Consider the following 11,195-nt stretch of genomic DNA (forward strand, 5'->3'; position numbering starts at 1 on the left):
TTACACAACCCCCCCCCGCAATCCCACCCCCTTGTTGGTGGGGTGGGCTGTTTTTTTTTTATCCCACCCCGGGGGGGGCCGACCCACCGAATAAGACCCGTCGATCGGCCCCGACTGTTGAGGTACGGATCAGCCGCGGGGCTTCTCGCGCATCTCGTACGTCGCGATGACGTCGTCGATCTTGATGTCGTTGAAGTTTCCGAGGTTGATACCGCCCTCGAAGCCTTCGCGGATCTCGGTGACGTCGTCCTTGAAGCGGCGCAGACCGGAGATGTTGAGGCTCTCCGCAATGACCTTGCCGTCGCGAAGCAGGCGCGCCTTGGTGTTGCGCTTGACCTCGCCGGACCGGACCAGCACACCGGCGATGTTGCCCAGCTTGGACGAGCGGAAGACCTCGCGGATCTCCGCCGTACCGAGCTCGACCTCTTCGTACTCCGGCTTGAGCATGCCCTTGAGGGCCGCTTCGATCTCTTCGATCGCCTGGTAGATGACCGAGTAGTACCGGACGTCCACGCCTTCGCGCTCGGCCATCTGCGCGGCACGCCCTGCGGCGCGCACGTTGAAGCCGATCACGATGGCGTCGGAGCCGGTCGCCAGGTCGATGTCCGACTCGGTGACCGCACCCACACCGCGGTGCAGGACCCGGATGTCGACCTCTTCACCGACGTCGAGCTGGAGCAGCGAGGACTCGAGAGCCTCCACCGAACCGGACGCGTCGCCCTTGATGATGAGGTTGAGCTCCTGGACCAGACCGGCCTTGAGCGCCTCGTCCAGGTTCTCCAGGGAGAACCGGACACCCTTGCGGGCGAAGTTGGCGTTGCGCTCACGAGCGGCACGCTTCTCGGCGATCTGGCGGGCCGTACGGTCCTCGTCGACAACCAGGAAGTTGTCGCCGGCACCCGGCACGTTGGTGAGACCCAGCACGAGGACGGGGGTCGCGGGACCCGCTTCCTGCACGTTGTTGCCGTTGTCGTCGAGCATCGCCCGGACACGGCCGTACGCGTCGCCGACCACCATCGTGTCGCCGATGCGCAGCGTGCCGCGCTGGACGAGGACGGTCGAGACGGCACCGCGGCCGCGGTCGAGGTGAGACTCGATCGCAATACCCTGCGCGTCCTGGTTCGGGTTGGCCCGCAGGTCGAGCGAGGCATCGGCGGTGAGGACGACGGCCTCCAGAAGAGCCTCGATGTTGAGGCCCTGCTTGGCGGAGATGTCGACGAACATCGTGTCGCCGCCGTACTCCTCGGCCACCAGACCGAACTCGGTGAGCTGACCGCGCACCTTGACCGGGTCGGCACCCTCGACGTCGATCTTGTTGACCGCGACCACGATCGGCACATCGGCCGCCTTGGCGTGGTTCAGCGCCTCGATCGTCTGGGGCATCACACCGTCGTTCGCCGCCACCACGAGGATCGCGATGTCGGTGGACTTCGCACCACGTGCACGCATGGCGGTGAACGCCTCGTGACCCGGGGTGTCGATGAAGGTGATGCGTCGGTCCTCGCCATTGACCTCGGCGCCGACCTGGTACGCACCGATGTGCTGCGTAATACCGCCGGCCTCGCCCGCAACGACGTTCGTCTTGCGGATCGCGTCCAGCAGTCGGGTCTTACCGTGGTCGACGTGACCCATGACGGTCACGACCGGCGGACGGGAGACCAGGGCCTCTTCGCCGCCCTCGTCCTCGCCGAACTCGATGTCGAAGGACTCGAGCAGCTCGCGGTCCTCCTCCTCGGGGCTGACGATCTCCAGGACGAAGTTCATCTCGTCCGCGAGCATCTTCAGCGTCTCGTCGGGGACGGACTGCGTCGCAGTGACCATCTCGCCGAGGTTCATCATCACGCCGACGAGCGACGCCGGGTTCGCGTTGATCTTCTCCGCGAAGTCCGTGAGGGACGCACCGCGAGACAGCCGGACAGCCTGCCCGTTGCCGCGAGGCAGCATGACGCCGCCCACCGACGGGGCCTGCATCGACTCGTACTCCTGGCGCCTCTGACGCTTCGACTTGCGGCCACGACGCGCGGGACCACCGGGACGGCCGAACGCACCCTGTGTGCCACCACGGGCACCCGGGCCGCCGGGACGTCCACCGAAGCCGGGACGACCGCCGAAGCCGCCGCCACCACCGGGACGACCGGGAGCGCCGCCGCCACCCGGACCACCGGGACGACCGGCGAAACCGCCGCCACCGCCACCGGGACCAGCCGGACGACCTGCGAAACCGCCGCCGGCCGGACGGCCTGCGCCGCCACCGCCGCCGGGACGACCGCCGCCGCCACCGGGACCACGGCCACCGCCGCCACCGGGGCCACCACCGGGACGCGGACCCGCAGCGGGACGCTGCGGCATCATGCCCGGGTTCGGCCGGTTACCGGACGGGGCACCGCCCGGACGGGGACTCTGCGGACGGGGCATGCCGCCGGGACTCGGACGGGCACCACCCTGACCCTGCGGGCGCGGGGCGCCACCGGGGCCACCCTGCGGACGCGGGGCGCCGGGGCGCTCCGGACGGTCCTGACCGCCACCGGGACGCGGGGCGCCGCCGGGCCTGGGGGTCTGGGGGCGCGCCATACCGGTGGAGCCACCGGAGGTGAAGGGGTTGTTGCCCGGACGGGGACCCGCCGGACGAGCACCGGCAGGTCGCGGCGCTCCCTGGCCTGCGGGACGCGCGGGGCGGTCGCCGCCACGCTCGCCACCACGGCCGCCGTCACGCTGACCTGCATCACGCTGGCCACCGTCACGCTGACCGCCGGCCGGAGCCGGACGGGTCGCGGGGCGGGGGCCGGGGGTGGCACCCGCGGGACGCGGGGCCTGCTGCTGCGGCTGGGCCGGCTGCTGAGCCGGGGCCGGAGCGGAGAATTCAGCCGCGGGCACCGGGGTGACCGGTGCGGGCTTCGGCGCGGGCTTGGGGCCCGGACGCGGGCCCGCGGACGGCGCGGAAGGTGCGGCGGGGGCACTGCTCTCCGGGGCCTCGGCCACGACCGGCTTGGGGGCCGGGACGCCGGGCTTCGGGGCAGCGGGACGTGCCGCAGCGGCCGGGGAGGGCGCTGCGGGCTTCGAGGGCGCGGCCTTGCGGGGCGCGCCGGGCTTCGCAGCGGACTTGCCGGCGTTGCCGCCGGGCCCCTGCAGTGCGTCAGTCAACTTGCGTACAACCGGCGCCTCGATCGTCGAGGACGCCGAACGTACGAATTCACCGAGTTCTTGGAGCTTGGCCATGACGACCTTGCTCTCAACCCCGAACTCCTTGGCGAGTTCGTATACCCGGACCTTAGCCACTTCGCTCCTTTTAGGTCCGGGTTACCGCCGGACCGTCGCTACTTCATGGGCGTACTCATCGCGTACTCATCGAGTGCTCATCGCAATCTCGACCTACTTCCAACTCGCGAGGTACCTGACCGCACGGGGTCCCGTGCCGTTCACTTTTCTTGCGTTGTCACCCGCTCGACGAACCGCTGCAGTGCCGCGGAACCGAACGGCCCCTTGGCCTTGAAGGCCCGGGGGATCGCCCGGCGGCGGACCGCCAGGTCGAGACAGACAGAGGCGGGGTGCAGATACGCACCCCGGCCGGGCAGCGTACCGCGCGGATCGGGTAGGCATTCACCCTCATCCACCACGATGCGCAGCAGCTCGCTCTTGGCCGCCCGCTCCCGGCATCCGACACAGGTTCGTTCGGGGCAAGCGCGGGCATGCGTCCGGCCAGACACCTTTAAGTCTACCTCCCCGCACCGACCTCACCCCTTTGGGGCAAAAATCGAACGGATGTTGTCGTGATCTCAGCGTCGTGGCGCCCGGATCTATTCCTTCGGGCCGGACTCGGAACGGTCCGGCCCCCTGGCGGAACGGCTGGGGATCAGCCCCGCTCCGACCGGTCCCTGGCGCGCTCGGCGCGCTCACGGTCCGCGATGTCCCGCTCCTCGTCCGTCTCCGTGTCCGGGCGGATGTCGATGCGCCAGCCGGTGAGACGGGCGGCCAGACGGGCGTTCTGCCCCTCCTTGCCGATCGCCAGTGACAGCTGGTAGTCGGGGACGGTGACCCGGGCGGACCGGGCACCGAGGTCCACGACCTCGACCTTGCTCACCCGTGCGGGCGACAGCGCGTTGGCGACCATCTCGGCCGGGTCGTCCGACCAGTCCACGATGTCGATCTTCTCGCCGTGCAGCTCGGCCATGACATTGCGCACACGGCTGCCCATCGGGCCGATGCAGGCGCCCTTGGGGTTCAGACCGGCACGGGTGGAGCGCACCGCGATCTTGCTGCGGTGGCCGGCCTCGCGGGCGATCGCCTCGATGACGACCGAGCCGTCCGCGATCTCCGGGACCTCCAGCGCGAAGAGCTTCTTCACGAGGTTGGGGTGGGTGCGCGACAGCGTCACGGACGGACCGCGGACGCCCTTGGCGACCCGTACGACGTACGAACGCAGCCGGAGGCCGTGCGTGTACTCCTCGCCCGGCACCTGCTCCTGGACCGGCAGGATGGCTTCCATCTTGCCGATGTCGACCAGGACGTTCTTCGGGTCCTTGCCCTGCTGGACGAGACCGGTGACGACATCGCCCTCGTGGCCGGCGTACTCGCCGAACGTCCTGTCGTCCTCCGCGTCGCGGAGCCGCTGCAGGATGACCTGCTTTGCGGTGGTCGCCGCGATCCGGCCGAAGCCGGACGGGGTGTCGTCGAACTCCTTGGGCTCCTGGCCCTCTTCGAGGTCGGCCGGGTCCTCCTTGGCCCACACCGTCACATGGCCGCGCTCGTTCAGCTCGACCCGCGCCCGGCGGTGGCTGCCGTCGGTGCGGTGGTACGCGATGAGGAGGGCCGACTCGATCGCCCCGACGAGCACGTCGAAGGGGATCTCCTTGTCCTGCGCCAAGCCCTTCAGCAGCTTCACATCGATGTCCACGGCTACGCCTCCTCTTCCTTCTTGTCCTTGCGGTTGAATTCAATCTCCACGCGCGCCTTGGCGATCTCGTCGAAGGAGACCCGGCGGGACGTGGGCTTGCGGCCCTTGACGCCCGGCACTTCGAGGTCCAGTCCTTCGTCGTCGACCGCGAGAATGCGGGCCACCAGCTCGTCGCCCCCGGTCAGCTGGAGCCGGGCGAGGCGGCCGGTGGCGCGTACGTAGTGGCGGTGCTCGGTCAACGGGCGGTCGGCGCCCGGAGAGCTCACTTCGAGGACGTACTCGCCCTCGCCCATCACGTCGGTCTCGTCGAGCTTCTCGGAGATCGCGCGGCTCAGCTCGGCGCAGGTGTCCAGCTCGACACCCTGTTCGGAATCCACGATGACTCGAAGCACCTGACGGCGGCCGGCTCGGGCCACCTCGATCTCTTCGAGATCCAGTTCCTCGGCGCTGACGAGCGGTTCCAGCAGTTCGCGCAGCCTCTCGCTCTGGGTGGTGCTCATCCCGGGTGACTCCTCGGCCGCGTGTGCTGTTGTGGGGATCGTCGTGTGTCAGGTCAAAGGGTATCCGGTCCGGAGGGGTGTTGCCGTCCGCCTGCCCCGGGGCGCGGGTACGCTCGCCAACGGTGATCACTTCAGGACAGAAGCGGTCAGTACCGAACGGGACCCGGAGGAGACACGTGCGGCGGACGGGGACGACGCGCAGGGCCGCGCTCGCGGCCACTGGAGCACTTTCGATGGGTGCGGTGCTGGCGGGCTGCGGTGACGGACCGGAGGCCCCGAAGCGGTCCTCCAACGCCGGTTCGCGGGCCGACGCGCAGGCCCGCGCCCGGGCCACGGACGCCCGCGCCCAGCGGACGCTGCGCAGGGGTGCGACCCGGGTCAGCGCCGCGCTGCTCGCCCAGTACGACCAGGTCGCGGCCGCGCACCCCGCGACGGCTGCCGGACTGGCGCCGCTGCGGTCGGCCGTACGGGAGCACACGGCGGCCCTGTCGAAGGGCGCGGGACGGACGACGCCGGCTCCGCCCGCAGCGCCTCCGGCCGTCGACGCGAAGGCCGCCCTGAAGGAGCTGGCCGCCGCGGCGCGACGCTCGGCCGACGCCCACACCCTGTCCCTGCTGGACGCGGAACCCGAACTCGCCCGGCTGCTGGCCTCCGTGGCGGCGGCCGGCGCCGTGCATGCGTACCTGCTCACCGAACTCGCCAAGGACACCGCGTCATGAGCGTCATGGACACACGGGCCGAAGAGGGCTCGCAGGAGTTGACGGCCGCACAGGCCGCCCTGGCGGCCGAGCACGCCGCGGTGTACGGATACGCGGTGCTCGGCGGCCGGCTCACCGGGAAGCGCGGTACGGAGGCCACAGCCGCGTACGACGGGCACCGGGCCCGGCGCGACGCCCTGGCGCGCACCGTGCGTGACCTGGGCGGTGCGCCGGTCGCGGCCGATGCCGCGTACGCTCTGCCGTTCGCGGTACGGGACCCGGCGGCGGCGGTGCGGCTCGCCGCCGTGCTGGAGGACCGGATCGCGGGCGTCTACTCCGATCTCGTACGGGCCACCGGAGGGCCCCTGCGGCGTGAGGCCGCGGGCGCTCTGCGGGAGGCCGCCGTACGCGCGGTCCGCTGGCGGGGCACCGGCGTAGCCTTTCCCGGGCTCGCCGAGAAGGCCACGACCGGGGAAGCCGCAGGTCCGAAAAGGACGACCGGGACGCACTGAAGAAGGCTCTGAAAGGGAACAAGGCACGTATGGGTTTCGAACCGCCGCAGCGTCTGGTGCGAGCGCTCGGCGAGATGTACGGGGACGCCGCCGCGGCCGACTGGCTCGGACGGCTTCCCGCACTGACCGAAGAGGCGCTTTCCGGGGGTACGCAGGATCTCTCCGCCGAGCGGGTGGTCGCCCCCGGCGGACGCAGCAGCCTGACCCTCCTGGTGCGGCAGTCCGACGGGACACCCGGCGTGCTGAAGATCGCCCCGCCCCAGGCCGCGCCCGGGTGCGAGCGGGCGGCGCTGGCGCACTGGAACGGCTGGGGCGCCGTACAACTGCTCGACCCCGCCGGGACCCTGCCGGGTGACGCGCTGCTCCTGGAGCGGCTGCACCACGAGGTGTCGCTGCGCTCGCTCCCGGAGGCGAAGGCCCTGCTGGAGGCGGCGGGCACGGTGCGCAAGCTGTGGGTCGACCCGCCGGCCGGGCACTCCTTCGAGTCGGTGGCCGAGCGGACGGACCGTCAGGCGGGGCCGATGCGAGCGGCCGCCGAGGCCGACTTGGAGCTGGCGCCGCTCGTGGCGGCCGCTCTGGCCGCCCGTGCGGAACTGGTCGCCCACTCCCCCGAACTCCTGCTGCTGCACGGCAACTTCCGCCAGAGCAAGGTGCTGTCGGGTGAGCGTTCCCCCTGGCTGACGGTCGGCCCCGAGCCGCTGGTCGGCGAGCGTGCCTACGACCTGGCACGGCTGGTGCGGGACCGGGTCGAGGATCTGATCGCTTCTCCCGGCGGGGCCGCGACGGCCCGGCGACGGGTCAAGAAGCTCGCCGATTCCCTCGACGTGGACCGGGAACGGCTGCACGGCTGGACACTGTTCCGGGCCGTGGAGTCGGGCACCCGGGCGCTGGCCGAGGGACGCCGGCAGGACGGCGAACTGACGCTGGAATTCGCGGGCTGGCTGTAGGGCCGGTCACCCGAAGAGCACGAAGGCCCCCGCGCAGGTGCGCGGGGGCCTTCGTGGCGTACTGGCCGGGGCTCAGCCCTGGTTGGTGAGGCGGGCGATCGCCTCGTCCACCGTGAGCTCCTCGCGCTCGCCCGTGCGGCGGTCCTTGAGCTCCAGGACGCCCTCGGCCGAGCGGCGGCCGGCCACCAGGATCTTCGGCACACCGATCAGCTCGGCGTCGGTGAACTTCACGCCGGGCGAGACGCCCGGTCGGTCGTCGACCAGGACCCGGACGCCCGCCGCGTTGAGCTTCTCGGAGACCTCGAGGGCCAGCTCCGTCTGGAGTGCCTTGCCCGCGGCGACGACGTGGACGTCGGCCGGGGCGATCTCGCGGGGCCAGCACAGGCCCTGCTCGTCGGCGGTCTGCTCGGCGAGTGCGGCCACGGCGCGGGAGACGCCGATGCCGTACGAGCCCATCGTGACCCGGACCGGCTTGCCGTTCTGGCCGAGCACGTCGAGCTGGAAGGCGTCGGCGAACTTGCGGCCCAGCTGGAAGATGTGGCCGATCTCGATGGCACGGTCCAGCTTGAGGCCGGCGCCGCACTTGGGGCAGGGGTCGCCCGCCTGGACGACGACGACGTCGAGGTAGTCGTCGACCTCGAAGTCACGGCCGGCGACGACGTTGCGCGCGTGGGTGCCGGGCTTGTTGGCGCCGGTGACCCAGGCGGTGCCGGAGGCGATACGGGGATCGGCGATGTAGCGGACCTTGTCGAGACCCTGCGGGCCGACATAGCCGCGTACGAGGTCGGGGCGGCCCTCGAAGTCATCAGCGGTGACCAGTTCGACCACGGCGGGCGCCAGGTGCTCGCCGAGCTTGCCGAGGTCGACCTCGCGGTCGCCGGGGACGCCCACGGCGACGATCTCGCCGTCGACCTTGACCAGGAGGTTCTTGAGCGTCTCGGACGCCTGGATGCCGAGGAAGGCGGCGAGCGTCTCGATGGTCGGGGTGTCCGGGGTGTCCAGCTCCTCGACGGGGCCGTGCGCCGAGCCGTCGACGGGGGCGGCCTTGAAGGTCACGGCCTCCGTGTTGGCGGCGTAGTCGCAGTTGGGGCAGTCGACGAAGGTGTCCTCACCGGCCGGGGCGGGGGCGAGGAACTCCTCGGACGCGGAGCCGCCCATGGCGCCGGAGACCGCGGAGACGATGCGGTGGTCGAGGCCGAGGCGCTCGAAGATCCGGATGTAGGCGGCCCGGTGCAGCTGGTACGCCTCGACGAGTCCCTCGTCGGTGGTGTCGAAGGAGTACGAGTCCTTCATCTGGAACTCGCGTCCGCGCAGCACACCGGCGCGGGGGCGGGCTTCGTCGCGGTACTTGGTCTGGATCTGGTAGAGGACCACGGGCAGGTCCTTGTAGGACGTGATCTGGTCCTTGACGATCTGGGTGAAGATCTCTTCGTGGGTGGGGCCGAGGAGGTACTCGGAGCCCTTGCGGTCCTTGAGGCGGAACAGCAGGTCGCCGTACTCCTCGTACCGGCCGCTCGCGTCGTAGGACTCCTTGGGGAGCAGCGCGGGGAGCAGGACCTCCTGGCCGCCGATGGCGTCCATCTCCTCGCGGACGACACGGGTGACGTTGTCCAGGACCTTCTTGCCGAGCGGCAGCCAGGTCCAGATGCCGGCGGCCGTGCGACGTACGTATCCGGCCCGGACGAGCAGCTTGTGGTTGAGCGTCTCGGCGTCTGCCGGGTCGTCGCGCAGTGTCTTGATCATCAATCGGGACATGCGCTGGACCTGGGCCATGATGAACTCCTGCTCGGAAGGGTGATGTGGCCGAGGTTAGCCGTGCGGCAGGGGCGGGCGGAAATCGATTGGTTCCGCACGGCGCAGCGGGAGGGGCGCGCCCATCACCGCGTACGGCTTGGGAGCACTGGGGAAGTGCACCTGCCGGGCCAGGTCCTGGTAGCCGAGGGCGCGGTACAGGCCGCGCGCCGGGCTCTCCGTGTCGATCGCGGAGAGGATGGAACGGGGCAGGCCGACGGCGTCCGTGACGGTGGTGATCAGGGTGCGGCCGATGCCGCGCTGCTGGAAGTCCGGGTGGACATGGAGCTCCGTGATCACGAACGAGTCGTCGAGCCAGCCGTCGGAGCCGGTGGCGCGGAGATAGGGCTCGACGACGGTGGACCACCACTGGGCGCGGTCGTTGGGCATGCCGTACACGAATCCCACGAGCCGGCCGGTGGGCGTCGTGGCTCCGAGTGCCCTCGCATGAGGGTGGTCGAGGTGCCGCAGCACGATGTGGCGGCGTACCTCGATCTCTTCCCGGCCCAGGCCGAAGGCGACGGCCTGCACCGCCAGTGCCTCGTCGACTCGTGCGGCCAGGTCGAGGGGGCCGACCAGGATGTCGGGGGCCCCGGGGCCGCTCCCGGAAACTGCTGCTGCCATGCCGGAACCCTACTGTCCGTGCCGCGGCCGTGTGGTCAGAGCCGTGTGGTCAGAAGAGGACGCTCATGAAGGCTCCGGTCTCGCGGAAGCCGACACGGGCGTACGCCTTGCGGGCGGGGGTGTTGTAGTCGTTCACGTACAGGCTGACGATGGGCGCCACGTCGGCCAGTGCGTAGCGCAGGACCGCGGCCATGCCGGTCTCGGAGAGGCCGCGGCCGCGGTGTTCGGGGGCGACCCAGACGCCCTGGATCTGGCAGGCCAGCGTGGTGGCCGCGCCGATCTCCGCCTTGAAGACGACCTTGCCGTCCTCGATGCGGGCGAAGGAGCGGCCGGTGCCGATCAGCTCGGCGACGCGTGCCTGGTAGAGGAGTCCGCCGTCGCCGGCCATCGGCGAGATGCCCACCTCCTCCGTGAACATCGCCACGCAGGCCGGCATGAGGATGTCCATCTCCTCCTTGCGGATGCGGCGCACGAGCGGGTCGGGCTCGACGTCGGCGGAGGGGTGTTCGGTGACCATGAGCGGCTGGTTGGCGCGGACCTCGCGGGCGGGGCCCCAGCCCGGTTCGAGCAGGCGCCACAGCTGGGCGGTGGGTTCGGCGGGGCCGACGATCGACGAGCAGCGGCGGCCGGCCCTGCGGGCCCGGTCGGCGAAGGCCCTGATCGCTTCGGGAGTGGCGCAGATGGGGACGAGGTTGGCCCCGGAGTAGCACAGCGAGCGCAGTCGCCCGTCGGCGTACCAGCCCCACATTTCGCCGCCGAGGCGCCAGGGGTCGAGTCCGGCGACCTGTACGCGGGACGTGACAAAGGCGTTGGCCACGGGCTCGCTCTCCAGGATGGCGAGCGCGGCGCCGAGGTCGCTGGGTTCGAGGACCCGGGTGGTGGTCTGCGTCAACACGAGGGGGCCTCACCATGCGGTCTGCTGATTTCCGCACTGTACCGAACGGGGGCGACGGGCGCCCCTCGCGTCCGGGAGCGGGGCTGGGAGACCACGTCCTGCCCGCGTCCTGCCCCGCGTCCGCAACGACCGCGCCCCGCCGGACTCGGAGTCCGGCGGGGCGCGGTGAAGCCGTGTGCGGTCGGGGTCAGCTGATGGAGACCTGGGGTTCGCCGGAGGAGATGCCGTCCTTCTCCATCTGCTCGGCGATCTTCAGGGCTTCTTCGATGAGGGTCTCGACGATCTTCGACTCCGGGACGGTCTTGATGACCTCGCCCTTCACGAAGATCTGCCCCTT

At 71.0% G+C, this 11,195-nt stretch carries 10 protein-coding genes and 1 pseudogene; 3 read left to right on the forward strand and 8 right to left on the reverse strand.

What is annotated here, in order from left to right; genetic code table 11:
- Positions 1–129 precede the first annotated feature (129 nt).
- The 4 genes from infB to rimP all read right to left on the reverse strand — a co-directional run bounded on the left by infB (position 130) and on the right by rimP (position 5,391).
- Positions 130–3,276 carry a translation initiation factor IF-2 gene (gene infB / locus ACFT7S_RS37850; RefSeq protein WP_382740859.1) on the reverse strand — a complete coding sequence of 1,049 codons (3,147 nt, stop codon included), beginning with the start codon at positions 3,274–3,276 and terminating at the stop codon, positions 130–132.
- 140 nt (positions 3,277–3,416) lie between these two features.
- Positions 3,417–3,704 (reverse strand): YlxR family protein, encoded by a 288-nt coding sequence (locus tag ACFT7S_RS37855; RefSeq protein WP_382740862.1) that lies wholly within the window; start codon positions 3,702–3,704, stop codon positions 3,417–3,419.
- Positions 3,705–3,850: 146 nt separating this feature from the next.
- The gene (gene nusA / locus ACFT7S_RS37860) at positions 3,851–4,891 is read right to left on the reverse strand and encodes a transcription termination factor NusA (protein ID WP_382740864.1); all 1,041 of its coding nucleotides are present in this window, start codon (positions 4,889–4,891) and stop codon (positions 3,851–3,853) included.
- A gap of 2 nt (positions 4,892–4,893) precedes the next feature.
- Positions 4,894–5,391 carry a ribosome maturation factor RimP gene (gene rimP, locus ACFT7S_RS37865; protein ID WP_382740866.1) on the reverse strand — a complete coding sequence of 166 codons (498 nt, stop codon included), beginning with the start codon at positions 5,389–5,391 and terminating at the stop codon, positions 4,894–4,896.
- A gap of 176 nt (positions 5,392–5,567) precedes the next feature.
- On the opposite strand from rimP, the gene ACFT7S_RS37870 reads away from it, so the two are divergent.
- From ACFT7S_RS37870 to ACFT7S_RS37880, 3 genes are read left to right on the forward strand one after another with little or no spacing between them, the layout of a single operon-like run.
- Positions 5,568–6,110 carry a hypothetical protein gene (locus tag ACFT7S_RS37870; protein ID WP_382740869.1) on the forward strand — a complete coding sequence of 181 codons (543 nt, stop codon included), beginning with the start codon at positions 5,568–5,570 and terminating at the stop codon, positions 6,108–6,110.
- Positions 6,107–6,601, forward strand: a complete 495-nt coding sequence (locus tag ACFT7S_RS37875) for a ferritin-like domain-containing protein (RefSeq protein WP_382740872.1) — start codon at positions 6,107–6,109, stop codon at positions 6,599–6,601. Before ACFT7S_RS37870 ends, ACFT7S_RS37875 begins: the two co-directional genes overlap by 4 nt.
- A gap of 29 nt (positions 6,602–6,630) precedes the next feature.
- Positions 6,631–7,548, forward strand: a complete 918-nt coding sequence (locus ACFT7S_RS37880; protein WP_382740874.1) for an aminoglycoside phosphotransferase family protein — start codon at positions 6,631–6,633, stop codon at positions 7,546–7,548.
- A gap of 72 nt (positions 7,549–7,620) precedes the next feature.
- Here ACFT7S_RS37880 and ACFT7S_RS37885 read toward each other — a convergent pair whose 3' ends face one another.
- The 4 genes and pseudogenes from ACFT7S_RS37885 to ACFT7S_RS37900 all read right to left on the reverse strand — a co-directional run.
- On the reverse strand, positions 7,621–9,321 hold the full coding sequence (locus ACFT7S_RS37885) for a proline--tRNA ligase (RefSeq protein ID WP_382740877.1): 1,701 nt from the start codon (positions 9,319–9,321) through the stop codon (positions 7,621–7,623).
- A gap of 36 nt (positions 9,322–9,357) precedes the next feature.
- A complete protein-coding gene (locus tag ACFT7S_RS37890; protein WP_382740879.1) occupies positions 9,358–9,963 on the reverse strand; it encodes a GNAT family N-acetyltransferase in 606 nt (201 codons plus the stop codon).
- A gap of 49 nt (positions 9,964–10,012) precedes the next feature.
- A complete protein-coding gene (locus ACFT7S_RS37895) occupies positions 10,013–10,858 on the reverse strand; it encodes a GNAT family N-acetyltransferase (protein ID WP_382740883.1) in 846 nt (281 codons plus the stop codon).
- Between the two features lie 187 nt (positions 10,859–11,045).
- A pseudogene (locus ACFT7S_RS37900) lies at positions 11,046–11,195 on the reverse strand (4-hydroxy-3-methylbut-2-en-1-yl diphosphate synthase); the annotation flags it as partial.

It is taken from the genome of Streptomyces sp. NPDC057136 (genome assembly GCF_042670885.1).
GTDB lineage: Bacteria > Actinomycetota > Actinomycetes > Streptomycetales > Streptomycetaceae > Streptomyces.